This window comes from Pedobacter sp. W3I1 (genome assembly GCF_030816015.1).
In the GTDB taxonomy this organism is placed as follows: Bacteria; Bacteroidota; Bacteroidia; order Sphingobacteriales; family Sphingobacteriaceae; genus Pedobacter.
On sequence record NZ_JAUSXN010000001.1, the window covers coordinates 551620 to 577276 of the forward strand.

The window sequence follows — 25657 nt, forward strand, 5'->3', positions numbered from 1 at the left end:
TACTGTACTTAAAGCGAAATTTCTATATTCGCAGTATGTCTTCACACCATATTGTAAAAGAAAAACAAGAGCCGGCTTTATATATTGATGAGCTTGGGAATTTTAATGAAGAGCTTTTGGGGCAACTGCTCGAATGGAGCCCTACGCTTTTGGTTAACGGAGAAAATTACGATAAGCTATTTTCTTTAGGTTTAAAGGTAGATGTACTGGTAAATGGGAACGGACAGGAAACGCAAGAGGATACAAAAGTTATTCAGGGCCCTGTTGATGCGTTAATGGTGGCTATTAATTATTTGCATGATGAGCGATACCCTGCTGTAAATGTAATTGCCAAAAAATTCGATCTGGAGAAATTTGCAGGGTTTGAAGACAAAATTAATCTGGTTGTGTTTACAGAAAAGGCAAAACATTATCCAATCAAATCAGGTTTTTCTGTATGGAAACCTGCCGGAAGTGAATTCCTGATCCATGGCAACCGATATATTGAAGTGACTAACCTCATGCAGAATGAGGAAGAAATTTTTATCGTAGTTAAAGATGGCTTTGTAGAATTTACCTTTTCAGGACAACCAATTTTTATTAGTGAACCAATATGATTACCCTCAGAAAAGCAAAAGAAGAAGATATAGAAATCATCAGGGATATTGCTGCGGCAACCTGGCCATCAACCTACCTCGATATTATAGGGCAGGCACAGATTGATTATATGTTGGATAAAATGTACAGCAAAGGAGAGCTGCTAAAGCAATTTATGGAAGGGCATATTTTCCTGATTGCAGAGGAGGGCGAAAACCAGTTCGGTTTTGCAGGATACTCTATTATTGGACACGAAGAGCGTATTTACAAGCTGCACAAACTTTATGTGCTGCCATCGGCACACGGCAAAGGCGTTGGAAAAATCTTAATTAATGAGGTTTTTAACCAGGTAAAAGATGCCGGAGGAAGCGCATTACAACTGAATGTGAACAAGCATAATAAAGCTAAAGATTTTTACCTGAAAGGAGGTTTTACCATTAAAGAATCGGTAAAGCTTGATATAGGTGAAGGTTACTTTATGGACGATTATGTAATGGAGTATAAGTTTTGAATACCCACCAATCGTCATCCTGAATTTATTTCAGGATCCTTACAGCAAAATAGATGCTGAAACAAGTTCAGCAGGACGTAGTGCCCGGGATGTTAGCCTCTTAAAAGTTTGTCATCCTGAGCCTGTCGAAGGACCAACCTAAATATGTTATAAAGTGTTTCGACAGGCTCAACATGACAGATCTTAACGGATAGTATGATCTCCTTTTTTACGACTAATTCTTCATCCTTCCCTGTTCTGCTTCGGTACCTGTTGCACGGCGGCGGGCCGGTTTGATTTCATTTTTACCAAAACGATAGGTGAAACTGATTCTGCCAATTTGAGTTTCATTTTTTTGATGTACGGAGTAAGTTAAACCCGGATAGGCACTTGATAAATTGTTTTCAGAAATATTGAATACATCAGATAAGGCCAGCTTCAAACTTGCCTTTTTATTGAACAATGATTTGCTTAAACCTGCATCAACATAATAACGTGCTTTTAAACTTAAGGTACCGTAATCAAGCGGCGATTCGTAGCTGCCGTTTAACTCTGCCGTAAAACCATCCATAATGGTAAAGGTTTGCTGCGATTTAAATTGGAAAGATGTTTTTCCGGTTTTTAATGCGCTTCCGGCCAGATCTGGCGCTTCGAAACTCAGGTAAAAAACATTTAAGTTGTTATTGGTCTGCCACCATTTCGTAATCTGGACGGGTACATTTAAATTGGCGTTGTAGCTAATGTTTGTGGCAATATTTGCATTGGTTTGATATAATGATTGATTTGCTGCATCGGGCAAAATTACCTCTGCAATTACATCGTTAATCCTGCTATAGCCTATCGAGAGCATATATTTTTGCAATAGCGTATAACTAAGCTCAAAATTGTTCGTATACTGCGGGTTTAAAAAGGGATTCCCTTTGCTGTAGGTAAATTCATCTAAGTAATAAATAAAGGGATTTAAAGCATCGTAGCTTGGGCGGTCTATTCTTCTGCTGTAAGAAAACCCTAACTGATTGTTTTTTGAAAGTGTTTGCTGAACGAATAAGGTTGGAAAGAAATCCCAGTAATTTCGTTCTACAACAGTGTTTTTGGTGATCAAATTTCCTTTCGAATTGGTTTGCTCAACCCTTAGGCCAATCTGTACGCTGGTATTTTTAAACTGCTTGTTTACATTGGTATAAGCCGCATTTACATTTTCATCGTATACAAACTGATTGCTTCGTTTTACATCGTTCTGCCAGGCATTACTTACTAACTCTTCTGCCTGTAAGTCATTGTCGGTTTTAACCCAGCTACTTTTAACCCCGGCTTCGAGTTTAACTGTTTTGCTTAGTGAAACGTTATAATCGATTTTAAAGGCTTTGATATCAATTATCGATGGGGTGTTATTGCGGGTATACCTGATCGGGTGGATTCTGTCTCCATTTCGGAACCGGTAATCGTTTTCATAATTAGAACCATCGTTTCCTTTGTATTTGGAATAATCTACATCTGCCGAGATTTCTGAACCCGCAGTATCCAGAACAGATTTATAATTTAAGTTATAAGAAACATTATTGTATTTGTTTGCCTGTAATGAGTTTGTGATCAGGCTGGAGTCTACCTGATTAAAAGAAGGGCCAATTAAAGTATTGTTTCCAGCGGTTTCATTTCCATGGTTAAAGTAGCCGTTTACCAATATACCAATGGTGTTTTTCTTATCAATAAAATAATCTAATCCCGCTTTAAGGTTATTGTTATATTGTTTTCTTTTGCTCTCACCTACCTGCATAAAGTAAATATCGGGTGTACCGTTCGAAATCCGGTCGATAGCGATCAGGTTATCACGCTCAAACTTACCATAGTTGTAGTTGCCAAAAAGATTAAATTTCTGTGCACGGTGGTTCAGGTTTAAACCCGCATTTGCCCTTAGGTTTTTGCCATATCCTAAAGATCCGTTTATACTGCCGTTTGTTCCGCCATTTTTGTTTTTCTTTGTTTTAATGTTGATGATTCCTGAGTTTCCTGAAGCATCGTATTTTGAAGAAGGATTGGTAATCAGTTCGATGCTTTCGATTTCAGAGCTTTGCATATTGCGGAGCAGGTTTGCCACATCGGCACTGCTCATATAGGTTTGTTTTCCATCCAGTTGAATTAACACGCCTTGTTTACCCATCATCGAAATCTTATCATTCTGATCAACCGTTACACCTGGTGCTTTTTGCAAAACCTCCAGCGCAGTAGAGCCTGTCATAATCGAACTATTGGAAACATTCATTACAATCTTATCCATTTTTCTTTCGATTAATGGTTTAGTGACAGCTACATTCACATCTTTTAAGTTTTGAGTGCTCGCGGTGAGCTGTGCGGTTCCGAAATCGACCTTTTGATTATCTTCTGTTAAAACGATGGTTTTGCTTTTTAATGTTTTATAACCCATGTTACTGGCTTTATAATAATAGCTCCCCTTCCCCGAAACATTAAAATTAAATGCACCACTAGGATCGGTAAATGCCGTTTTAACCACGCTCGAATCGGATGCTTTAAATAGCACAACGGTAACGTAATCTGCAGGTTTTTTGGTTTCATCTAAAATTACGCCAGTGATGTTCGGTTTAGGGTTTGTTTGCGCAAAACTCACTGTAACAGCCAAAAGGAGTATAAGGATAAGCGGTATTCTGTAAAATGTTTTCATTTTTAGGTATTTGTTCTTAAAAAAATGGGCAAAAAGATTTCTATACCGCATGTGCATGCGCTTTCAATTTAATTGCTTGCTTATTTTAAAGTTTAGCTGGAAACGAAAGGTTTCCATTGTTTAGTTATAGCTAAGACGACCGTTTTTTAAAAAGGTTACAGGGAAATTAAAAAAGTCAGAATTCGGGAGTCCGAAGACAGGAGTAAATCTTCGCGTAACTCCAATGCAATGGTCATCCTGAGCGCTCTGTTTAAAAAAATCAATTATGATGGCAGGATACGAGGGATCGTCATTCCCAGAGGTCAGTTTTAGAAAAAAAACAAAGGAGTGGGGATGACGGGTTAAGATAAATCGTCATTTCGCTGCGCTCCAGTCGAAATGACGACTGATTTTACAACCTGTCATTGGTAACCACGAAGTGCTCATCGCAAATAATCTAATGCCATGGCAGGGTTTTTAGGTTGCATTAAGATTCCCGCCTGCGCGAGAATGACGACCGTTCTTTGAAATCTGCTATGGGCAAAGGACTTTTTAATGGGCTCTGTCAGCTAGCGGATTAGCGAGTTTAAACAATTAACCTAGTCTCACGAATGAACCAATGACTAATGAGCGAGTGAACCAACAACATAAAAAGCCACAAATACCCAGGTTATCCCCTGCATCTGTGGCCTCAATTTACGGAGTAAAAAATCTTTTATTTTACGCCAAGTACATCAACACCCTGTTCGAAAACAACATCAACCGGAATATTCTTTTTGGTCAATCTGTCTAGGTCGGTTTGAAGTTCCGGGTGGATAACCGCTTTTTCTTTTTGTGCTTTTTCTACCGCAACTTTATCGCCATTACCTTGAAGGGTAAGAATGAACGCGCTTAAATCGTTCATGGCAGTTGCAAATTTTTCGAAGTTTACTTTATAAGTACCTTTAGCTGTACGCTCAAAAGCACCTTTTTCCTGGAAATAATTAAAGCATTGCATATTGGCTTTTCCATGTGCTTCTGAAACGCCAAAGCGAACGGAGCGTAAAATACCGGCCATAAAGGTGGTATAATAATTTTTAATATCGCCTTTCAGCTCACCCTTTTTAAGTAGGCCTGTTACCATATACAAGCCTAAAATATCGGCTTTGCCTTCTTCTAACCAACTGTACTGTTCTTTTAATGCTGCCCGTACAAAACCTTTTCCGGTAATGGTTTTTTTAATCCCTAAACCATGCGCTACTTCGTGAAACATTACGTTTGCAAAAAAAGCATCAAACTTAATGTATTGCTGCTGATCGGCTTCAATTAATTCTTTTGAAATCGGTACCAGAATCTTATCAAATTTCGCTTGCATTGCATTTTTCAATTGCGAACGGCGTGTGCCTTTTTCCTGTTGAATTTTTTCGTCATTCGGGAGATTAACGGCAATGGTTTTCGATCCCGCATTACAGTCTCCTGCATAATAAACTACATCATAAGCATTTAACTCAGAGTCGGTTCCGGGTGTTTCTGTTTTGTATTTTGCTGCAACAGGCAAGTTTTTCTGTAATTCGGGAAGCATTTTTACATACTTTGCCAAACGTTTACTCCACTCTTTATCTTTGATTAAAACATAAGCTTCGTAACTGGTACGGGCATTAAAGAGTTTATCTTCGTAATTTTCAATCGGGCCGATAATAATATCTAAACCATTGGTTTTCATATCTAACCAGGCATAATCACTTGCGGTAAAATTATCCGTTACCAAAGCATCGGCCCTTAAGTTTAAATATTTTTTTAAACCGGCATCCTCAGCAATCAGAGCGGCCTGTTTTAATAACGAACTTGCTTTTTGTAATTCTGAAGCATATAATACATGGTAGGGTACCGTTAATAATTTGCCTGCGCTGTCTTTTTGAACAACAGAATATGCGCCAAATTTATCAGCAAGGTCTGATTTCTCTATGGCTTCTTTTGTAATTCCGTATGGATAAAAGAATGCCCCTTCTGGTTTGGTGCCAACACCTTCAACAAAAGGTTTATCGTTATTTAATCTATCCCAAGGGCCATAATTGATATTAACAAAATCGCGTGTTTTTTCATCTTTAATAGTTGCCAGCAAGCTATCTCTTTGCGGGTAGGCTTGTTTCCAATATAGTTGATCCATAATTTCTGCTGCCTGAATTAATAAAGGCAAGATTTTACGGTCATTTACACTTAAATCGTTAATATTGGTGGTTAATTTTACCCTTTCGTAAATGGGTAACCGTTGAGCAACATAATTGGTAAGGCTATCTTTTTGTATAACAACAGCCTTTTCATCTTTAGATTTATTATTGCCAGTACAAGACGATAAGGCGCCTACTGAAATGGCTACTGCCGATAAAAACAGGCTTGATTTGTATAAATTCTTCATATTAAAGTATATGGCTGCTAAATTAGTAAATTTTGAAAGCTTTGTATAAAGTTTGATGCATTGGGTGAAGTTTAACATAACTTTGTAACTTCAACTTGCTAACAATTCATGCCATGTTATTTTCCAAGTCATCAAAATCATTATCTATTTCCGCTTTTTCTCTGGTACTTATTTTATCTGCCTGCGGAAGCAGCAAATACGCTGCAACAGAAAAAATCTATAAGGAAAAGGCAAAAGATTTTTCAAAAATAATAAACACTACCCCACCGGTTGGTCAACTTTACGATTCATTAGCAGGAGCAAATCAGGAATGGATTGGTTCTGTAAATTTTGGGATACGTAAGCCAAATTTTGTAGTGATCCACCATACCGCGCAGGATAGTTTGGCACAAACCATAAAGACATTTTTCTCAACTAAAGCAGGTACCAGCGCGCATTATGTGATTAGCCGCGATGGTAAAGTAGTGCATATGGTGAATGATTATTTACGAGCAAACCATGCTGGTGTGAGTAAATGGGGAAAAGATACCGACTTAAACTCTTCATCAATTGGCATTGAATTGGATAATAATGGCTTAACAGATCTATGGCCTGATGCGCAGATGAATAGCTTGCTAAAGTTGTTGGCGACTTTAAAGAAAACTTACGGCATCCCTACGGCAAATTTTATCGGTCATGCCGATATAGCACCTAAGCGCAAAAATGATCCAAAAAATTTCCCCTGGAAAAAGCTGGCTGATAAAGGTTTCGGCTATTGGTATGATGATGTGCTGAAAAACCCACCGGTAGATTTCAACACAGAAATGGCCTTAAAATATATTGGTTATGATACGAGCAATCTCCCTGCGGCAATCACAGCTTTTAAGATTCATTTTATCCAGAGTGATATTACACCGACTTTAACGCCAGTAGATATATTGGTACTGTATAATGTGTATACGAAGTATTAATCGAGCAGCGTTTGGCGTAGATTACACTCATGACGTCATCCTGAACTTGTTTCAGGATCTTTAAAAGTGGAATAATCCCGAAGTTCATCGCGCAAAGAACAAATGCCAATCTTTGTTGCCCCATTGTTCTTCTCTCCATTGCAATTGAAGTCAAATATAAATAAAAAGGCACAGATAAATCACACTAATCTGTGTTCATCTGTACCTTATCTGTGGCCAAAACAGAGAAACTAGTTTGGCTTCTTAAACGTATCCTTAAGTGTTACCGTTCTATTGAAAACCAATTTATCAGCTGTAGAATCTTTATCTAAACAGAAATAACCTTTACGGATAAACTGATAACGGCTTTCCAGATCTGCATCTGCCAGGGCTGGCTCGATATAAACGTTAGGTAAAACTGTTAAACTTTCAGGATTTAAATAATCTTTAAAATCCCCTTCCTCAGCATCTGGTGTTTCAGAAGTAAACAAACGATCATATAAACGAATTTCAGCAGTTTTAGCATGAGGAGCACTTACCCAGTGAATGGTCCCTTTAACATGTACACCGCTGGTATCGTTTCCACTTTTCGACTCAGGAATATAAGTACAACGGATTTCGGTTACGTTTCCGTTTTCATCTTTCACAAAATCTTCGCATTTAACAATATAAGCGAATTTTAAGCGTACCATTGCGCCTGGAGCCAAACGGAACCATTTTTTTGCGGGCACTTCCATAAAATCTTCGCGTTCTATCCAAAGTTCGTTGCTGAAAGGGATCACACGAGTACCCCCACCATCTTCAGCCTCAGGATTATTTTCGCCGATTAAATCTTCTGTTCCTTTTTCGTAATTCGTAATCACCAATTTAATCGGATCTAAAACCGCCATTACCCGGTTAGCCGTTTTATTTAAATCTTCACGAATGCAAAATTCCAACAGACTCAGTTCGATTAAATTTTCGCGTTTGGCAATACCTATCCGTTCGCAAAACTCGCGGATGCTCTTTGGGGTAAACCCTCTTCTACGCAAGCCACTAATGGTAGGCATACGCGGATCATCCCATCCGTTTACTAAATTTTCGTTAACCAGTTGAAGGAGCTTACGTTTACTCATTACCGTTGAAGTAAGGTTTAAACGGGCAAACTCGTATTGTTTAGAAGGGAAAATCTCTAATTTTTCGATAAACCAGTCATACAGTTCACGGTGCGAAACATATTCCAATGTACAGATAGAATGCGTGATGTTTTCAATGCTATCACTTTGTCCATGAGCAAAATCGTACATGGGATAAATGCACCATTTGTTGCCTGTACGATGATGTTCGGCATGTTTAATACGATAAATAATCGGATCGCGCATTAACATATTTGGACTGGCCATATCTATTTTTGCCCGCAAAATATAAGCCCCATCAGGAAATTCGCCATTTTTCATTTTTGTAAAAAGGTCTAAATTTTCTTCAATGCTGCGGCTACGGTATGGGCTATCCTGTCCTGGTTCTGTGGGCGTGCCTTTTAAAGCTGCAATTTCATCGGCAGAACTTTCATCAACATAAGCCAAACCTTTTTCGATCAGTTTAACGGCAAAACCATACAACTCATCAAAATAATCTGAGGCATATAATTCATTTTTCCAGTTAAAACCCAACCATCTAATATCTTCCTGTTGGCTGTTTACGTATTCTGTTTTTTCAGTTACCGGATTTGTATCGTCAAAACGCAGGTTGGTATAGCCGCCGTATTTTTGTGTTAGTCCGAAATTTAAGCATATTGCTTTCGCGTGGCCAATGTGTAAATAACCATTAGGTTCAGGCGGGAAACGCGTAACCAAGGTTTCATACTTACCACTATTTAAGTCGTTCTCAACAATTTCTTCAATAAAGTTCAATGACTTCTCTTCACTCATAAAAACCTGTAAATTAGGAATGCAAATGTAAAAAGATTGAGCGGATTTATACAATGATTGTAGGTTTATTAACCCATAGTTGATAGCCGGTAGCTTAAGTATACCTTAATTACGATTAAAATACAGATAAACAATGATTGAATAGTAGAATGACTGAATTATTGAATGGAAGAATTGGCTCATTCATTAAAATAACCTTTGCTAATATCAATACTTTAGACTAATTAGCAAAGGCAGGCTCAGTACATGTGCCATCAACTATTCTCTACATTACTTAATAAATTCTATACATTTACGTCAACTTAATATTCATTTATGAGCAAAGTATTAAATCGGCCTATCCGCGTTTTAGTAGCTAAAGTTGGATTAGATGGCCACGACAGAGGGGCTAAAGTAATTGCAACTTCCTTACGAGATGCCGGCATGGAAGTAATTTATACCGGCCTGCGCCAAACACCAGAAATGGTGGTAAACACAGCACTTCAGGAAGATGTTGATGCCATCGGGATTTCGATCTTATCGGGGGCACATATGACCGTTTTTCCAAAAATTATTCATTTTATGAAAGAAAAACAGTTAGATGATGTGTTGTTAACCGGAGGAGGGATTATCCCTGAGGCAGATCGATTAAAACTGGCAGGTATGGGTGTTGGAGAACTATTTCCTCCAGGTACAACAATGGCAAGTATTGTAGAATATATTCAGAATTGGGTTACAGAAAACAGAAATTTTTAAGGCATGGCATACCAAAATTTAATCTCAGAAATAAAAGAAAACATTTTATATGTTACCATCAACCGCGAAAAAGCACTGAATGCTTTAAATAAAGATACTTTGACTGAACTGGCAGATGTAATTGCATTTGCTGGTAAAACCGACGAAATAAGAGGTGTTATCTTAACCGGAGCAGGTGAAAAGGCCTTCGTTGCGGGAGCAGATATTAAAGAGTTTTCTGATTATAGTGGTAAACAAGGCGAAGAATTAGCACAACATGGTCATGACCACGTTTTTAATGCCATTGAAAATTCCTCCAAACCATTTATTGCGGCCATTAATGGATTCGCGTTAGGCGGAGGACTGGAGTTGGCTATGGCCTGCCATATCCGTATTGCATCAGATCATGCTAAATTAGGACTCCCGGAAGTTACTTTAGGTTTAATTCCGGGTTACGGTGGTACACAACGCTTAACTCAGTTAGTGGGTAAAGGTAAAGCGATAGAGATGATTACTACTGCAAATATGATTACGGCCTCAGAGGCAGAAAAAATAGGCCTTGTAAATTATGTTGTTTCACAACCAGATTTAATTAGCAAGGCTGAGGAAATATTGAATGTGATTAAGCAACGTGCTCCTTTGGCTATTTCGGCTGCAATAAAATCTGTAATTGCATCGGTAAATAAGACTAATGGTTACGCTACCGAAATCGAAGAATTTGGTAAATGTTTCGAAACTGCCGATTTTAAGGAAGGCGTAACTGCATTTGTTGAAAAGAGAAAAGCAAATTTTTCAGGTAAGTAGTAGGCTTGTAGTATTAATTTGATTTTTGTATAACAAAAATGTTGCAAAAGTTTTTGAATACAATTTTTTTTGATTAATTATGCGTTGTTTAATGACTAACCCTAAGGCACTTATCGCTGTATTTGGGTTTTTAGAATAACAACGCTACTCATGAAAAAGAAGATACTCATTATTGACGATGATATTAGCATCGGTTTATTGCTTTCCAAATTTTTAACTAAAAATGGATTTAAAGTTTCAAATGTAACAACAGGCAGAACGGTTTTACAAATTCTTGAAAAAGAGCGTTTCGATCTGGTATTATGTGATTATCGTTTGGATAATACAAATGGGAAAGAGATTTTAATCCATATTAAGGAAAACTATCCAGCAACCGGTGTAATTATTATTACGGGTTATTCGGATATTAAGCTAGCTGTAGAATTAATAAAACTGGGTGCTTACGATTATATGGTGAAGCCGCTCTACCCAGATGAAATGTTAAAGGTCATAAATATGGCCCTCGAAACACATGAGGTTTTAAAGTCAACTAAAAGTTTTGAGCCCATCAGTAGTAATACTACTTCTGGTTTTCTTAATTATCCGGAATATATAAATGGAAAGAGCGAAGCTTCGGCGCTTTTATTGAAACAAATCCAACTCATTGCACGAACAGGATACACTGTTATTTTAACGGGGAAAAGTGGGACCGGGAAAGAATGCGTTGCTAAAACCATTCACCTGAATAGTTTACGAGACAAAGGGCCTTTTGTAGCAATGGATTGTGGTTCTTTAACAAAAGGGCTAGCCGCCAGTGAATTTTTTGGGCACGAAAAAGGCGCTTTTACAGGAGCAAATTTTACTAAAATTGGTCACTTTGAACAAGCCAATGGTGGTACATTATTTCTGGATGAAATCAGTAATTTGTCATATGAGATCCAGGCAACTTTGCTAAGGGCGGTTCAGGAACGGAAAATAAAGCGGATTGGAAGTACAAAGGAGATTGATTTGGATGTGCGGCTTATTGTCGCCACAAATGAAAATTTAGAAGAAGCGATTCTAAAGGGTTCCTTTAGGGAAGATTTATATCACCGCTTTAATGAATTTTCAATACACATTCCTTCATTAAAATACCGGGGTAATGATATCCTTATCTTTGCCGAGCGCTTTCTGGCCACAGCAAACGTAGAATTGAATAAAAAGATCAAAGGCTTTGCAGATGAAGCGAAGGAATGTTTATTAACCTATAATTGGCCGGGTAATGTACGCGAGCTGAAGAATGTAATCAGGCGGATTGCTTTGCTAACCGATGGAGACTGGATAGAAACTCATGTTTTATCATTGGCACTTGGAATGCCCGATTATGTTAAGGCACAGCACAAGAAAAAAGCGCTTCTTTTGTCGCCAGAATTAAATAATGATAAACCACATAATTTAAGGAATGCGGCCAAAGAAGCCGAATATACGACCATTTTAGAAGTGCTAAAAGCGGTTAATTTCAATAAAACCAAGGCAGCAAAAATCTTAAACATCGACAGAAAGACACTTTACAATAAAATCAAATTGTTGGGGTTGATGATGGAGTATAAATTTTAAGTCGGGAAAACAAAATCAGCCATTTTAGCATTTAAAGAATATCTTTATGATCTAAACATGTCAGTATTCTCTTATAAGCAACGCAACAACATTAACCTGGTTATTATTATTGCACTTGGGGTGTTAATTGCGTATTCCTTGCAAAGTATTTTTAGTGCTATTTTAAGTACTTTGGTGCTTTATACGATAATGCGGCCGGCCTATATTCATTTGGCAGAAAATAAGGGGTGGAATAAAAGAGTAACAGCCATTTTTCTTATCGCCATTTCTATTATACTCATTGTAATGCCTTTTTATGCATTAAGTAGTATGGTGATCAGTAAAATTTTCGGAATTGAAGAACAATGAAGTTTTTTTCAGGAATCTACTGGTTAAATTACAGCACCTAATTCCGGTTAAAATTAATCAGGATCTTATTCAGGAAGGATTAAACCGTTTAGGGAATTGGGCCACTCAGCTTTTTCCATCTTTAATATCGAGTGCAGTAAATATTATATTAAGTTTATTGGTGATGTACTTTTTACTCTACTTTATGTTAATAGAGCGGAAAAAATTCGAATTTTCATTGATTAAGTATGCACCGTTCAGGGAGCAGAATGCACTTCGTTTTGGTGATGAAATGAGAAATACAACTTATGCAAATGTATTGGGACAAGGGCTGATTTGCCTTGTTCAAGGTTCGCTTTTGAGTCTTTCTTTTTATGTTTTGGGTTATAAAGACCCCGTATTTTGGGGGATCATTACAGCCTTTATTTCTTTTGTGCCTGTTTTAGGGCCGCCGGTTATTTTTGTTCCAGCTGCTATTTTGCAGATTGCAAACGGGAATAATTTTGCTGGCTGGGCCATGCTTATTTTTGGTTTTGTAGTCATCATCAATATCGATAATGTGCTCAGGTTTATCATTGCAAAAAAAGTTGGCAATATTCACCCCATAATTACAGTAATTGGCGTAATTATTGGTATCCCTTTATTTGGAATATTGGGCCTTGTTTTTGGTCCGCTACTGTTATCTTATTTTATATTGCTTGTTAAGATTTACGAAACCAGTACGCTTGCATCAGAAAGATTGGAAAGAATTAAAACAAATAATGAGCATACGGAGTTATAAATATAGCTTAACAATAAATAATGTAGTAGTTTTATATTGTACATAATTGTTAAACCCTTAAAATACATTAATTATGAATGATAACTCAAAAGTTGTAGTTGCGCTTTTAGCAGGATTAGCTGCCGGTGCGGCCCTAGGAATTTTATTCGCACCAGATAAAGGTGATGAAACCCGCGATAAATTAAGCCAGTCTCTAAAAGATCTTGGCGATTCTATCAAAGATAAAGCTGCTGATGAAATTAACAACCTTGCCAGCTTAAAGGATAAAGTGGTAAGCTCAATTAAAACAAAATTAAGAAGCGTAGAAGAAGAATACAGTGACGATGTGGAGCACGCGTAATAAATAAATATTGCATAACCGGGCAATTGCCCGGTTAAATATCATCTGAATCATGCAGGAAAATAAAGATAAAAGTATTGAAGATCTTGTAGACGATGCCAAGGGTTTTTTAGAGGCCAGGGTTGAGTATACGAGACTTTACCTGGTAGAGAAATTCTCTAAAGTTTTTGCCGATTTAGTAACCAGTACGGTAGTTATTGTTTGTTTTATATTGGCCTTTTTATTTGGCTCAGTAACGCTGGCACTTTATCTGTCTGACCTTTTAGGTAGCTATGCCGGAGGCTTTGGCTGCGTTTCTTTGGTCTATATTCTATTAGCAATAATTGTTTATTTAACTAAGGATAAGTATATAGAAAAGGCAATTATTAATGTAGCCATTAGAAGATACTTTGATAAACTTGCAGATAAGGAGGAAGATGAAAAGGTATAAAGACATCCGTAACCTGGAAGACCTGCAGGCTAGAAAATTAGAACTTAAGGTTGAATACACGCTTAAGCAAAATATGCTTAAATCGGATACGAAAGTTTATTTTAAACAATTTACCCTTGGTGCACTGATCAAAAGGTACGCTACACCAAGCAACTTGTTTAAAGCCGACGAAAAATTAAATATTAGCGGAACAGCTATGTCGTTGCTTCTGCCGATGTTTATGAATAAAACCCTGTTTAGAGGTGCTGGTTTTTTAACCAAAGCGGCTGTAGGCCTGGTTTCAGGAAAAATTGGTAAATCGCTCGATGCTGAACATTTATCAGCAATTTTTAACTCTGTGAAGAGCTGGTTGGGTAAAAAGAAAGAGAAAAAGGATAAGAAGTTTATAGATTACGGTATTCCGCCTGATAGTGAAACGTATTAGTTCAATGGTTCATTAACCATTGGTTCATTCATTAGCGAAGCGCAAAATGATATCATTAAAAAAAGCCTCAGAATAAAATCCTGAGGCTTTCTTGATTAAAAACTTAGCCGTTGTAAACCTGGTTTTATGATTATGCTATTTTCTGCTCCCCGCCCAATGAACCAATGACCAGTGAACTAATGGACCTACAAATCTGTCTTAATTTTCAATTCTTTCAATTGCTTTTCGTCAATAGTGCTTGGACTATCAATCATTACATCTCTTCCTGAGTTGTTTTTAGGGAAAGCAATCACATCACGGATGGAATCTAAACCTGCGAAAATTGAGGTTAAACGATCGAAACCAAAAGCAATACCGCCATGTGGAGGTGCGCCAAACTCGAAGGCATCCATTAAGAAACCAAATTGTTTTTGCGCTTCTTCTGCACTGAAACCTAAATGTTTAAACATTAAAGCCTGCAATGCTCTATCATGGATACGAATCGATCCGCCGCCGACTTCAGTTCCATTGATGACCATATCGTAAGCATTGGCACGGACATTTTTAGGGTCGGTATCCAATAAGGCAATATCTTCTGGTTTAGGCGAAGTGAAGGGGTGGTGCATGGCGTGGTAACGTTCTGTTTCCTCATCCCACTCTAAAAGCGGGAAATCCAAAACCCAAAGTGCAGAGAAGGTATTTTTATCGCGTAAACCTAAGCGATTACCCATTTCTAAACGAAGCTCATTTAACTGTTTGCGCACTTTATCGGTAGAGCCAGCTAAAATCAGTAATAAATCACCTTTTTCTGTTTCGAAAGCCTCGCTCCACTGTTTAAGATCTTCTTCGTTGAAAAATTTATCTACTGATGATTTAATGGTTCCATCTTCGTTATGGCGCGCATAAATCAAACCTGTAGCGCCAATTTGCGGGCGTTTGATAAAATCGGTTAATTCATCTAATTGTTTACGTGTATAGCTTGCTGCACCTTTTGCATTGATACCCACTACTAATTCTGCATTATCGAAAACGGGAAAGCCTTTGCCTTTTACCAAGTGGTTAAGCTCTACAAACTGCATCGCAAAACGGGTATCTGGCTTGTCAGATCCATACAAACGCATCGCATCTGCATATTGCATACGCGGTACCTCTGGTAAATCGTAGTTGCGTACTTCTTTAAATAAAGTACGGATCAAACCTTCAAAAGTGTTTAATATATCTTCTTGTTCGATGAATGACATTTCGCAATCAATCTGGGTAAACTCGGGCTGACGGTCGGCTCTTAAATCTTCATCTCTAAAACATTTTACAATCTGGAAATAACGGTCGAAACCCGAAACCATCAGTAATTGTTTGAACGTTTGCGGCGATTGAGGCAAAGCATAAAACTCGCCTTCGTTCATGCGGCTTGGCACCACGAAATCTCTCGCACCTTCTGGTGTAGATTTAATTAACACTGGTGTTTCTACCTCGATAAAATCTAAAGCATCTAAATAACGGCGAACCGACTGTGCCATTTTATGGCGTAAAACCAGGTTATTGCGAACCGGGTTACGGCGTAAATCCAAATAGCGGTATTTCATGCGCAACTCATCACCACCATCAGTTTCGTCATCAATCATGAAAGGTGGTAATTTTGCAGCATTTAAAATTTCTAAAGCAGAAATTTTAATCTCTACATCGCCCGTTGCCATTTTTGGGTTTTTATTACTTCTTTCTACAACGGTACCAATCGCTTTAATTACAAACTCGCGACCTAAAGTACGTGCGGCTTCGCATAGCTGACGATTATCGTCCATGTTAAAAACCAACTGAGTAATACCATAACGATCGCGGATGTCGATAAAAGTCATACCGCCTAAATCTCTTGATTTTTGTACCCAACCACATAGCGTAACACTTTCGCCTAAGTTATTTAGGTTTAATGCACCACAAGTTACTGTTCTTAACATATATTGTAATCTAAATTGAGCGGCAAAAATACCGATTTTGTTTTAAAGTTAATGCTATAACTAAAGGTTTTTCAGGCGGGAATTTTAGGATACAAAAGGTTTGCATTTTGAAAACTTTTTTGTTCAAGTTTAATATGAGAAGGATGTCCTTTAGATACGTCACCCTGAATTTATTTCAGGGTCTTTTTGCAGGAAAGATGCTGATCCCGAAGCTTCGGGACAGCAGGACGACCGCATTAGCCAAACAGTACAAAAAAACCATTATTTTCGACTATTAATGAATTCAGATTAATCTATAGCGATGAATTGGAAAATATTAAAAAACGAAGCTGGCTATAATAAAAAGCATCAATGAGATTGATGGAAATTTTTCATGCAGCACCCAACACATCTGAAGGTACATTCAGCATAATTGATATTTCTTTACCGTTATCTTAAATCAGGCTTTTGATTTCAATCTGCTTAAAGTTTCTTGCGAGATATTTAAATAAGAGGCAACCATTTTGTTCGGTAAGCGCATGACCACACCTGGGTTTTGGGCAAGCAACTGGCGGTAACGCTCGGTGGCATCGAGCGTAATAAACGACATCAAACGATTGGTATTGGTTACATAGGCATACTCCAGGTAATGGCGGTAAAGTTTCTCCCACTGCGGGATGATGGTAAGTAGATGGTAAAAATCATTTTGCCAGATGTAATACAGTTCGGTATCTTCTATCGCCTGAATAAATTCTTTCGAAGTTTGGTTCGTAATAAAACTGACTAAAGCTGTAGCAAACTGATTTTCGAAAGCAAAATGCCTGGTGGCTTCGGTACCACCTTCAGTCAGGAAAAAAATTCGCAAGCAGCCTTTGCCAACAAAGTAAATGCGTTGACTCGTTTCGCCAGGGCTGATCATGAATTCGTTTTTCTTTACCTGCATTCTCTTGAAATAAGACAATACTTGCTCCAGATCCTCATCGCTGATGGTAATTTTTTCTCTGATATAATTGGAAAGCTGTTCGTGCATTTAATTTAGTCTTAACCAAATGTAAGAATGTTTAGGTTTTAGAAGTGATCTTTTCGGCCAGCTTCCGTGCATTGGGAATAATGATAAAGGCAGCAAAATAAGCTACGGGCAACATAACGATCCATGCTTTTAAGAATTTGATAAACCACTCATCGCCAAAACCGTAGTTGCGCATTAACCCTACAAATGCCATAATTAATGTCATAGGGATAACTACGAAAAGTGTGTTGATGTATTTGAAATGTTCTTTCTTCATTTTTTGATCTGTTTAATTTATAATGTTGTAAAGGTGCAGCCATTAAAAATCTTAAACTTTGATGTAGGTCAAAAAAGGAGGATACAAAATAAATAAAATAACTTTTAGAAGTAATATTCGATCCAATTTCTGCCACTTTGAGCCCGTCGAAACGTTACAGATTGTTTAACCTGATCCTTCGAGAGGCTAGCATAAACAGGTCCAATAGAAAGGTCGTCATCTCAATTGGAGTGCAACGGAACAGAGAGATCTTCAAACTTTTGTAAGAATTAAAATTTAAAAGATTTCTCCACTACGGTCGAAATGACGATACTTTTATATGAATTATCGCGTTGAAAACTCCCCGTTCTTTGATAGGTTTTTATGACATGAATGGTTTTCTGAATGACAATTCTATATTTATGGTGCTCCCTAACTATTTGTTCTAGTATTTCTCTTCCAGCACAATTTCAACAGCGATTACCTTCCATTCGCCTTTAATATTTTTCCAATGGTAAATTTCTTCGGTTTGGATGGTTTGTTTTTTGGAAAAAATAAGGAGGTTGGGCTTTAAGATGACCGATTTCCGGGCTATTTTTTCTGTAAAAACTTCATCTTCGAAGGAAGATTTAATCCTGTAATAACTGGTATGGATTTCTTTAAGGTTGCCGAAGTATTTTTTTAAATCAATCACATAATCGCGTTTATTTAAAGCAATTCCTTCAGCAGGGGTATAGCTTAAAGTATCATCAAACATGGCGGTATAGGCAGTTACATCCTTGCTTTCTAAAGCCTGATCTGCTTTTTTGTGTATTTCGTTTATAGCCGAAATGATTAAATCGGTTTCCATGGCATGAAGTTAATGGTTTGTATCAGGGTTTTCAAATTTATGATGATTCTATAACTGATTTTCCACAAATGCCACAAATGCCATAAATCCAAACTGCGAGTTCTCCTCATTATAAATTATTTTTATGTTTTGGAAATGAAAGGGCAGCATTTCATAGGTGCTTTAGCCCCGCCATTCGCTATATCCCGATGAAAAATCGGGATGCCCGCTTCTGTCGGGTTTAGTTAACAGCGGTTTGCTTCAGGGCACCAAACTTTGTCAAATAAACCTGATTGTCGGGGAGAGCTTCCGATCCTTCATCGGAACTCGTACCAGAAAGCAGGACTGAAATTGCCAAAAGCACAGAACCAATAATTTTCTAATAATTATTACATATTTTTTCTTTTTAGGAAATGAAAGGGCAGCATTTCATAGGTGCTTTAGCCCCGCCATTCGCTATATCCCGATGAAAAATCGGGATGCCCGCTTCTGTCGGGTTTAGTTAACAGCGGTTTGCTTCAGGGCACCAAACTTTGTCAAATAAACCTGATTGTCGGGGAGAGCTTCCGATCCTTCATCGGAACTCGTACCAGAAAGCAGGACTGAAATTGCCAAAAGCACAGAACCAATAATTTTCTAATAATTATTACATATTTTTTCTTTTTAGGAAATGAAAGGGCAGCATTTCATAGGTGCTTTAGCCCCGCCATTCGCTATATCCCGATGAAAAATCGGGATGCCCGCTTCTGTCGGGTTTAGTTAACAGCGGTTTGCTTCAGGGCACCAAACTTTGTCAAATAAACCTGATTGTCGGGGAGAGCTTCCGATCCTTCATCGGAACTCGTACCAGAAAGCAGGGCTGAAAATGCCAAAAGCACAGAACCAATAATTTTCTAATAATTATTATATATTTTTTCTTTTTAGGAAATGAAAGGGCAGCATTTCATAGGTGCTTTAGCCCCGCCATTCGCTATATCCCGATGAAAAATCGGGATGCCCGCTGCTGTCGGGTTTAGTTAACAGCGGTTTGCTTTAGTGCACATAACTTTGTATCTAAACCCGATTGCCGGGAAGAGCTTCCGATCCTTCATCGGAACTCGTACCAGAAAGCGGGACTGAAATTGCCAAAAGCACAGAACCAATAATTTTCTAATAGTTATTAAATATTTATTCTTTTTAGGAAATGAAGGGCAGCATTTCATAGGTGCTGTAGCCCCGCCATTCGCTTTACTTCGTTGCACTCGTGTTCGCTCCTGTCGGGTTTAGCTAACAAAGGTTTGAGTTTATAGTGCCGACCTATGTTAAATAAACCTGATTGTTGGGAAGAGCTTCCGATCCTTCATCGGAACTCGTACCAGAAAGCAGGGCTGAAAATGCCAAAAGCACAGAACCAATAATTTTCTAATAGTTATTAAATATTTATTCTTTTTAGGAAATGAAGGGCAGCATTTCATAGGTGCTGTAGCCCCGCCATTTGCTTTACTTCGTTGCACTCCGTTATTTTTAAACTTTTTTTCTACCTTGATGCAACGTTTTAAAATCCCTTATGTCTTATAATCAGAATATTCGAAATTTTGGAAGCCGTATACATCGATAAAAACCTGGAACTCGTAAAAAAATGCATGCATGGCAGCCGCGCAGCACAGTTTGAATTGTACAAGCTGTATGCAAAGGCGATGTATAATGTGGCACTGCGCATTTTAAATTATGAGGAAGAGGCCGAAGATGTTTTACAGGAAGCATTTCTGGATGCGTTTACCAGGATTGTAGATTTTAGGCAGGAAACCACTTTCGGGCTTTGGTTAAAGCAGATTGTGATCAACAAATCCATCAATTATTTACGTAAACGTAAAATGGAATTTGTAAGTACCGATGAGCTATCGGAAGTGCCGGATGAAGATAGTTTTGATGACTATGAAGTGCAGTTACAGGCTGAGGAAATAAGAACAGCCATAACCCAATTGCCAGATGGCTACCGGGTGGTGCTGAGTTTGTACTTGTTAGAGGGTTACGACCATGAAGAGATTGCACACATTTTAAAAATTAGTGAAAATACCAGCCGCACACAGTATATGAGGGCTAAAAAGAAGTTAAAAAGTATTTTAGAACAGAAAGGGATGAGAGATGAATAATAGATTAGAAACCTTTGTAAAAGAAAACCGTAAAGCTTTCGACGTCATGGAGCCATCGGCAGGACTTTGGGCAAAGATTGAACAAGAGTTAGACAACAAGAAGAAAAAAAAACCGGTAAAACTGTATTTATGGATAAGTGTTGCAGCAGCTATCGTGGTCGTTTTCGGTTTAACCTGGTTATACGAAGGAAAATTACAAAACAAAGATTTAGAAATAGCCGACGTTAGTGCTTCGTATGCTAAGAAAGATGTTCATTTTGCTGGTTTAATTACCGAAAAAAGAGATAGCCTGGCCATTTTTGCCTCTGCAAATCCAGAGCTATATAAAAAATTTACCGCCGATTTAAGAAAGCTCGACGAAGATTATGAAAGATTAAAAACGGAGTTACCAACCTCGCCCAACCAAACTTTTGTGGTAAAGGCCATGGTTAAAAACCGCGAAATACAGTTACAGTTATTAAAACAACAATTATTAATTATTAACCAGGTTGACGATTATAAAAGAGTTAATCAAATTTAAGCAAAAAGAGATAAAACAATAACAAGCTTCGTCTTGATACTTGATTCAACATACTTGATACCAATTGGGGGACGCTCACTACATCGAAAGCTTATTGCCAGCCGGCAGGTTTTAAGTGCATAGGTGTTTAACAATGAACAACATGAAAACAATAAAAATATTTTTAGCCTTTATGGCTTTAATTGCCGTAAAAACTAATGCGCAAGAAATGGTGGTAAATAGCCCATCAGAGAAAATAGATATAGAAAATGTAGCGCAATCATCAACATTGGCGATGGTTGTTTCTTCAAAACATAAGCAAGCGGGCAGCGATGCCGAGCGTTCAAAATCTTTTAGCAAGAGTTTTAATGTAGATAATAACGATAAGGTGAGTTTAAACAACCAGTATGGATCTATCGTAATTAAAACCTGGGACAAAAAAGAAGTGCGTGTTGATGTAGATATTAAAGCTTACAGCAGTTCGGATAATGATGCGCAAAAACTGATTGATGGAATAAGTATTGATGCGAATAAAAATGGTGATGTAGTTACTTTCAGAACGAACATGGGCGATAGAAACGGACGTTACGGCCGTGGGGTGAAAAATGGAGTAACCACCTGGCGGAGGGAAGTGAAAGTAAATTACGTGGTGTATATGCCAGCAGTAAATCCATTAACGGTTTCACAAGAATATGGCAACGTAGAATTGGGTAATTTTTCAGGTCCAACTTCTTTAAAGGTAGAATATGGCAATCTGGTTGCCGGCAATTTAAGTAATGTAAATAACTACATCAATGTTCAATATGGTAAATGCGATATCCAGGACCTGAATGCTGCAGTGGTCAAACATGAATATAATGGCCCCGTAACCATTGGATCTGTGGGTACTTTACAGCTTGATGCTGAGTATGTTGCTGTAAACATCAATACCATCAGGAGATCAGCTGATATTAAAGTGGAATATGGCAAAGGCTTAACCATTGGCACCATTGGCGGTAATTTGCTGTTAAATGCCGAATATGCCAAAGTAAATATCAATACGGTTAAAGGTAATACGGTGGTTAAACAAGCTTATGGGGATTTAAATATTGCATCGGCAGGTAAAATTGCAGTTAATGCAGAATATTCGAATGTTACTTTAGGCTCGCTAAATGGCGATGCAAACATTAACATGGATTACAACCGTTTAAATGTGAGCGAAATTACTCCGGCCTGTAAAAACTTCACCTTCGGAGGCGAATATGTAAGCATCGGATTGGGCTTTGCAGATCGTTATAATGCCAATTTCAATGTTTCTACTTCGTATGCGGGCTTTAAATATGGTTCAAACGTAACATCAAGCCTGGTAAGTAAAGACGATGAAACTAAAAAATATACTGGCAAAATAGGTAGTGGCGGTGCAGCAAACGTATCCATTAAAACCGAATACGGCTCAGTTACCTTTAAATAAGATTTTCTAAACCAAACAAACCTTGAAGTCCTGCCAAATTGGTAGGACTTTTTTTATATTTAGCGCTGATGAAAATTTGCTTTCTTATCCTACTCTCTGTTTTTTCTTTCACGGCCTGGGCACAAGATGTTCCTGTTAAATGGGCTACGCAGGAAACTTTTTTTGAAGATTTAACAGGTAAAGATTTACCTGCTTTTAGCGGTTTAACCATCAATAAAAAACAACTCTCTAATGCCGATTTAAAAAATCAGGTAGTAGTTATTAACTTTTGGTTCGAAAAATGCCCTCCTTGTATAGCCGAAATGCCCGAATTAAACAGCTTGATGGCGAAATATGGCAAAAAAGCTGTAAGGTTTATCGGCATTACTCATGATAGCCCTGCTAATGCCAGGCGTTTTCAAAAACGAAACGGATATAAATACGAAATTGTATCGTTAAGCAAAGACGAGATCACAAAACTGAATATTAATCACGGTTTTCCATCGAATGTATTGGTTGGAAAAGATGGAAAGATTATTTATGCCACTGCCAATATTTCCTTTTCTGACCCACAGTTCAAAGCTAAATCGATACTTTTTGAAGAGAAGTTAAAGGCCGCGCTGGAAAATTAACTGCTGGCCCTCTTCCTCACATTTATAGGAAGAAAACCGTAAAAACTTAAAGAACATATTCGTTATTTATAGGTTTAACGGGCTCCGGAATTTCGTCTTCTTCGAGCATTTGCAAAAGATTGATCTCTATTGTCCTGGTAATCTGGTTAAGCGGAACGCCTGCTGAATTGTTTTCGAACGGGTTAACCAGGCTCATTCCATTAATCTGCGTAGATACAAATACAAAACCGATTAACCAGCCCAAAAATATAGCTGCAGGCCCAGCGTCCTGACTGATGACCAGGGTAAATGTTACCACAAATAACCAGATAAATACTTTAGTGAGGTAGGAATAAGTAGTAGGGAATATGGTGTTTTTAATGCGCTCATTCATGCCCATACAATCAGAAAATCGCGTAAGCATCTCATTGATCTCAATAAAACGGAAACCATCAATAGCATTTGCTTTTGATAATTTTTGTAAATCTCTCGATTGAATATTTAAAAGGGCATTATGTGCATTATTGTGTTTCCTAATTTCTTTTAAATCTGCCTCAGATAAATATTTGGTGTAAATTTCATCTACTGTTCCTCTCAAACTGGCCTTTAAAGCATATAAAAATGCAATATGCCTGTAAATCATACGCTTTACGCTTTCCTCATCCTCATCAACATAATTAATCAAAGCCCTTGCGAAAGAGCGTGAATCGTTTACCAAGGCTCCCCATATTTTACGAGCTTCCCACCACCTGTCGTAGGCCTGGTTATTGTTAAAACCAATAAAAAAGGCAATGGCCGTACCTAAAACCGTTGGAATAATGGATGGAATGGAAAAATGATGCGCAATTAAATACTCGCGTACAAAATAAGCTGCCGTGCAAGAGGCAATCATGATCAGATCAACGTGCCAGGTATTTCTTAAAATTCTACTTAACCGAATGTTTTGTATTAAAAGCATATAATCTGATGGAAAAAAATTAGTTACGGATGAAAATACAAAACTAAAGCCGAAATGTTTGGTAATGTAACAAATTAAATGACAGACAGTGCAGGTTGCCGATTGTCATTCAAATGTTTATCTTGGGAAACCAAATATTCTTATTACTTATGAGCGACAATTTACCCAAGAACAATATCTTTAAAGTAATCGGTGCATCATCTTTAGGCACACTGATTGAATGGTATGATTTTTATATTTTTGGTAGCCTTGCAGTTATCATTGGTCATCAGCTGTTTCCAGAAGATGCAGGTGCATCTGCCTTAATCAACACCCTGGCTATTTTTGCAGCAGGTTTTATTGTTCGTCCATTTGGCGCATTGGTTTTTGGCAGGCTTGGCGATTTAATCGGCCGAAAATATACTTTCTTGCTCACTTTGGTACTAATGGGTGGATCGACTTTTTTTATCGGTTTAATTCCCTCTTATAAAAGCATTGGTTATGCCGCACCAATTTTGGTTTTAATATTAAGGTTAATCCAGGGCCTGGCTTTGGGTGGCGAATATGGTGGTGCCGCAACCTATGTGGCAGAACATGCACCAAAAAACAAACGTGGTTTTTTTACCAGCTGGATTCAAACTACCGCAACATTGGGGTTGTTCCTTTCGCTGGGGATTATCGTCATTACGAAGAATATTTTAGGTGCTGAAACTTTTGGCGATTGGGGCTGGAGAATCCCTTTCCTGCTGTCAATTGTGCTCGTTGTGGTGTCGATTTACATTCGCATGAAAATGCACGAATCGCCCATGTTTTCTAAATTAAAGGCGGAAGGAAATATCTCAAAGAACCCACTGAAAGAGAGTTTTAACAACAAAGCGAATTTTAAAATGGTCCTCCTGGCGTTGTTTGGCGCTACTATGGGGCAAGGGGTAATCTGGTATACGGGGCAGTTTTATGCACAATCGTTTTTAGAAAATACCTGTAAGCTGGATTTTAACGATTCGAGATATATTTTACTCTGGGGAATCGCTTTTGCCACACCATTTTTTGTGGTATTCGGGGCCTGGAGCGATAAGGTTGGCCGGAAATGGATTATGCTTACCGGTATGCTTTTAGGAATTCTTTTTTATCGCCCCATCTATCAAATGTTTTTGGATGATACCGATTATACAAAAATTGAACAGACTGATATTTTATCTGCTACCCCGGCTCCGGTAAGTTCTGTTTTAATTGCGAATTCAACTGATAGTTTACGAACAGTTTCTACTAAAGTAATGCTTAGAAATGGCGCTTCCTTTAACAGGGTGCAAACCGATACGGTTTCTGCAACAAAAGGAATTCTCTTAGGTAAAGAAGTAATAAAAGATAAAGTTTTGCCTACGCCATTATTCTGGAAATTTGTTGGCTTAATTTTCTTCCAGATTTTGCTGGTAACCATGGTTTATGGGCCAATTGCGGCTTTCTTGGTAGAGTTATTCCCTACTAAAATCCGGTACACTTCTATGTCTCTACCCTATCATATCGGTAATGGTGTTTTTGGAGGGCTTGTGCCATTTATTGCCACACTGATTGCAAGCTTTTCAGGTTCTACGCCACTATCTGGCCTTTGGTATCCGATAGGTATAGCGGCACTGAGCCTCGGTATTGGCACCATTTATTTATCGAATAAAAGAGACGAAAATATTAACGACTAGATA

The 25657-nt window shown here is 38.0% G+C and carries 24 protein-coding genes; 16 read left to right on the forward strand and 8 right to left on the reverse strand.

Features of this window, described 5'->3' with window-relative positions; translation table 11 throughout:
* Nucleotides 1-35: 35 nt before the first annotated feature.
* Together QF042_RS02380 and QF042_RS02385 are read left to right on the forward strand one after the other, a co-directional pair.
* A complete protein-coding gene (locus QF042_RS02380; RefSeq protein ID WP_307524977.1) occupies nt 36-596 on the forward strand; it encodes a thiamine pyrophosphokinase in 561 nt (186 codons plus the stop codon).
* Nucleotides 593-1087, forward strand: a complete 495-nt coding sequence (locus QF042_RS02385) for a GNAT family N-acetyltransferase (RefSeq protein WP_307524979.1) — start codon at nt 593-595, stop codon at nt 1085-1087. The genes QF042_RS02380 and QF042_RS02385 overlap by 4 nt, the downstream gene beginning before the upstream one ends.
* A 214-nt stretch (nt 1088-1301) precedes the next feature.
* Here QF042_RS02385 and QF042_RS02390 read toward each other — a convergent pair whose 3' ends face one another.
* Both QF042_RS02390 and QF042_RS02395 read right to left on the reverse strand, forming a co-directional pair.
* Nucleotides 1302-3743 (reverse strand): TonB-dependent receptor, encoded by a 2442-nt coding sequence (locus QF042_RS02390; protein WP_307524981.1) that lies wholly within the window; start codon nt 3741-3743, stop codon nt 1302-1304.
* A gap of 694 nt (nt 3744-4437) precedes the next feature.
* Complete coding sequence (locus tag QF042_RS02395) at nt 4438-6117, reverse strand: Zn-dependent hydrolase (RefSeq protein WP_307524983.1); 1680 nt, start codon at nt 6115-6117, stop codon at nt 4438-4440.
* Nucleotides 6118-6230: 113 nt separating this feature from the next.
* On the opposite strand from QF042_RS02395, the gene QF042_RS02400 reads away from it, so the two are divergent.
* Nucleotides 6231-7067 carry an N-acetylmuramoyl-L-alanine amidase gene (locus QF042_RS02400; protein ID WP_307524985.1) on the forward strand — a complete coding sequence of 279 codons (837 nt, stop codon included), beginning with the start codon at nt 6231-6233 and terminating at the stop codon, nt 7065-7067.
* A 230-nt stretch (nt 7068-7297) separates the two neighbouring features.
* Here QF042_RS02400 and QF042_RS02405 read toward each other — a convergent pair whose 3' ends face one another.
* On the reverse strand, nt 7298-8953 hold the full coding sequence (locus QF042_RS02405; protein ID WP_307524987.1) for a glutamine--tRNA ligase/YqeY domain fusion protein: 1656 nt from the start codon (nt 8951-8953) through the stop codon (nt 7298-7300).
* A gap of 315 nt (nt 8954-9268) precedes the next feature.
* Between QF042_RS02405 and QF042_RS02410 the strand changes: the two genes are divergently transcribed.
* The 8 genes from QF042_RS02410 (at nt 9269) to QF042_RS02445 (ending at nt 14348) form a co-directional block, all read left to right on the forward strand.
* Nucleotides 9269-9688 (forward strand): cobalamin B12-binding domain-containing protein, encoded by a 420-nt coding sequence (locus QF042_RS02410; protein ID WP_086548263.1) that lies wholly within the window; start codon nt 9269-9271, stop codon nt 9686-9688.
* 3 nt (nt 9689-9691) lie between these two features.
* Nucleotides 9692-10471 carry an enoyl-CoA hydratase/isomerase family protein gene (locus QF042_RS02415; RefSeq protein WP_307524989.1) on the forward strand — a complete coding sequence of 260 codons (780 nt, stop codon included), beginning with the start codon at nt 9692-9694 and terminating at the stop codon, nt 10469-10471.
* Nucleotides 10472-10621: 150 nt separating this feature from the next.
* Nucleotides 10622-12046 (forward strand): sigma-54 dependent transcriptional regulator, encoded by a 1425-nt coding sequence (locus QF042_RS02420; RefSeq protein ID WP_307524991.1) that lies wholly within the window; start codon nt 10622-10624, stop codon nt 12044-12046.
* A gap of 57 nt (nt 12047-12103) precedes the next feature.
* Nucleotides 12104-12394, forward strand: a complete 291-nt coding sequence (locus tag QF042_RS02425) for a hypothetical protein (RefSeq protein WP_307524994.1) — start codon at nt 12104-12106, stop codon at nt 12392-12394.
* The gene (locus QF042_RS02430) at nt 12381-13154 is read left to right on the forward strand and encodes an AI-2E family transporter (RefSeq protein WP_307524996.1); all 774 of its coding nucleotides are present in this window, start codon (nt 12381-12383) and stop codon (nt 13152-13154) included. Before QF042_RS02425 ends, QF042_RS02430 begins: the two co-directional genes overlap by 14 nt.
* A 73-nt stretch (nt 13155-13227) precedes the next feature.
* On the forward strand, nt 13228-13494 hold the full coding sequence (locus tag QF042_RS02435; protein WP_025142262.1) for a YtxH domain-containing protein: 267 nt from the start codon (nt 13228-13230) through the stop codon (nt 13492-13494).
* Nucleotides 13495-13546: 52 nt separating this feature from the next.
* Nucleotides 13547-13924: a phage holin family protein gene (locus tag QF042_RS02440; protein ID WP_307525003.1), complete on the forward strand. Its 378-nt coding sequence runs from the start codon at nt 13547-13549 to the stop codon at nt 13922-13924.
* Entirely contained in the window at nt 13911-14348 is a 438-nt protein-coding gene (locus QF042_RS02445) for a hypothetical protein (protein WP_307525005.1), read from the forward strand. Before QF042_RS02440 ends, QF042_RS02445 begins: the two co-directional genes overlap by 14 nt.
* Nucleotides 14349-14533: 185 nt before the next feature.
* Here the strand turns inward: QF042_RS02445 and aspS are convergent, their stop codons facing one another.
* The 4 genes from aspS to QF042_RS02465 form a co-directional block, all read right to left on the reverse strand.
* Nucleotides 14534-16279 (reverse strand): aspartate--tRNA ligase, encoded by a 1746-nt coding sequence (gene aspS, locus QF042_RS02450; protein WP_307525007.1) that lies wholly within the window; start codon nt 16277-16279, stop codon nt 14534-14536.
* A gap of 439 nt (nt 16280-16718) precedes the next feature.
* On the reverse strand, nt 16719-17288 hold the full coding sequence (locus QF042_RS02455) for a Crp/Fnr family transcriptional regulator (protein ID WP_307525009.1): 570 nt from the start codon (nt 17286-17288) through the stop codon (nt 16719-16721).
* A gap of 31 nt (nt 17289-17319) precedes the next feature.
* Nucleotides 17320-17544 (reverse strand): DUF2798 domain-containing protein, encoded by a 225-nt coding sequence (locus QF042_RS02460; RefSeq protein WP_307525011.1) that lies wholly within the window; start codon nt 17542-17544, stop codon nt 17320-17322.
* Between the two features lie 424 nt (nt 17545-17968).
* Complete coding sequence (locus tag QF042_RS02465; protein ID WP_307525013.1) at nt 17969-18373, reverse strand: hypothetical protein; 405 nt, start codon at nt 18371-18373, stop codon at nt 17969-17971.
* A 1601-nt stretch (nt 18374-19974) separates the two neighbouring features.
* On the opposite strand from QF042_RS02465, the gene QF042_RS02470 reads away from it, so the two are divergent.
* The 4 genes from QF042_RS02470 to QF042_RS02485 all read left to right on the forward strand — a co-directional run bounded on the left by QF042_RS02470 (nt 19975) and on the right by QF042_RS02485 (nt 23044).
* Nucleotides 19975-20484: an RNA polymerase sigma factor gene (locus QF042_RS02470; protein WP_373459058.1), complete on the forward strand. Its 510-nt coding sequence runs from the start codon at nt 19975-19977 to the stop codon at nt 20482-20484.
* Nucleotides 20477-21004: a hypothetical protein gene (locus tag QF042_RS02475; protein WP_307525017.1), complete on the forward strand. Its 528-nt coding sequence runs from the start codon at nt 20477-20479 to the stop codon at nt 21002-21004. Before QF042_RS02470 ends, QF042_RS02475 begins: the two co-directional genes overlap by 8 nt.
* A 142-nt stretch (nt 21005-21146) precedes the next feature.
* Entirely contained in the window at nt 21147-22433 is a 1287-nt protein-coding gene (locus tag QF042_RS02480; protein ID WP_307525018.1) for a hypothetical protein, read from the forward strand.
* Nucleotides 22434-22501: 68 nt separating this feature from the next.
* Entirely contained in the window at nt 22502-23044 is a 543-nt protein-coding gene (locus tag QF042_RS02485; RefSeq protein ID WP_307525020.1) for a TlpA disulfide reductase family protein, read from the forward strand.
* A gap of 46 nt (nt 23045-23090) precedes the next feature.
* Here the strand turns inward: QF042_RS02485 and QF042_RS02490 are convergent, their stop codons facing one another.
* Complete coding sequence (locus QF042_RS02490; protein ID WP_307525023.1) at nt 23091-23981, reverse strand: bestrophin family protein; 891 nt, start codon at nt 23979-23981, stop codon at nt 23091-23093.
* A gap of 149 nt (nt 23982-24130) precedes the next feature.
* Here QF042_RS02490 and QF042_RS02495 point away from each other — a divergent pair, with 149 nt between their 5' ends.
* Complete coding sequence (locus QF042_RS02495; RefSeq protein WP_307525025.1) at nt 24131-25654, forward strand: MFS transporter; 1524 nt, start codon at nt 24131-24133, stop codon at nt 25652-25654.
* Nucleotides 25655-25657 lie beyond the last annotated feature (3 nt).